Origin of the sequence: uncultured Campylobacter sp. (assembly GCF_938045775.1) — a bacterium.
GTDB lineage: Bacteria > Campylobacterota > Campylobacteria > Campylobacterales > Campylobacteraceae > Campylobacter_B.
Genome location: NZ_CALIBH010000256.1, coordinates 1 through 1,499 on the forward strand (window position 1 = coordinate 1; position 1,499 = coordinate 1,499).

The 1,499-nt window shown below is 38.1% G+C and carries 1 protein-coding gene; it reads right to left on the minus strand.

The genetic code is table 11. From position 1 onward, the window contains the following. Positions 1-925 precede the first annotated feature (925 nt). A partial coding sequence (locus Q0238_RS10730; RefSeq protein WP_297945925.1) for an outer membrane beta-barrel protein occupies positions 926-1,499 on the minus strand: 574 nt, incomplete at its 5' end.

Sequence of the window (1,499 nt, forward strand, 5' to 3'; positions counted from 1 at the left end):
TAGCAGATACAAAGCTACGAGAAAAGCTAAGCGAAAGCGAGATCAAAGAGTGCTTCGACTACGGATATTACACCAAAAATGTAGACGCGATTTTCGCTAGGGTTTTTGGTAAATAGCAGACACGCGACTTGCTATTTTAAAGCTCCGAGCAAGCCTATAAAATATAGCGAAGCGGCTAGAAATTTATGTTTGCGCCGAAGTATTTTAAAAACAGCGATTGAAATTTTAAAATTTTTACAAAGACAAAATTTTAGTAAAAGCGTAGCGCTTGCGGATAAATCTGGCATCTAAATCCGCACGACAGGCATCTACCGCTTTTACCGCGAATTTATAAAGGTAAAAATTCTACGCTTGCGACTAACATTAAAATCGTAAAAATTTAATGCTTTAAAACGTTAAAATTCTTAGACGCAGTAGTTTTAGAATTTTACCGCAAAATTTAAGTGCTAATCCCGAAGATGTAAATGCGAGATTTCCATAAAGCAAAATGGCATTTCTGCGTCGTACTCGAACTAGGGATCGTGAGATATCCGAAACAATTATGAAACAAATTTAAAGTGGCAAATGGGGACATTGATAAAATTCCGCTTTTTCAACTTGAGATTTTAACGATTCTTAGAAAAAAGCGGATTGAGTAAAATTTCATAAATTCCATCAATTTAAGCGCTTAACAGATAGCACTAAAAATAGGAAATTAAGCTTGCGTAATGATATTTTTAAAAATTTTAAAATTTTATACGCGTAAGCAGGTAAAATTTGATGTCTAGTACCGGCAGCACCCTTGATTATCATATAATTACGTCTGAATTGCTAGCAAATTTCGGATTAAACAATCCTGCGATTTGACGTCTAATAATTATTTGGAATTTAAAATGGATGGAGCGGGAGTTCGTTCGCCCCATCCTGCGCTAGCACGTTAGAATTTTTAGAATTTAAAGTTGTATCCTAAATATAGTCCATGATTGGTCTCGTAGGCTTTATCTATATCCTCTCCGAGCTTACTAGCCTTGTATCTCGTGTAGTCCGCTTTGTAGCCAAACTCGATCTCATTATGCTCATCAAAGCTATATAAACCACCCAGCCTTGCGCCGATGACCCAGCCTGGTACTGTCTTTGATATAGAGTCACTATCGCCGCTGAAGTCATTATACGAATCTTTGTATTTCAAAAACGAAACCCCCGTATATGCGCCCGCTACTAGCCTAAAGCTATTCGTAATCTCAGGCGTAAAATCTCCGCCTACTAGCAAGCTATGCTTATTCCAAGAGTGTTTAAAATCTCCATCCTCATCACTACCATTTTTTGTAACCTTAAAGTCATACATATACTCGCCGTATGCTCTAGCTATACCAAAATCATAGCCAGCCTTAAAACCTATCGCAGCTTGCCCCTTATGATCTTTAACGGTGCCAGAGTCTCCATCCTCCGACCATTTGGCTGTAAGACTAGATTTAAACGAGTAATCCCCCTCGATGCCTAAAAGTAAACCCTCGCTAGAG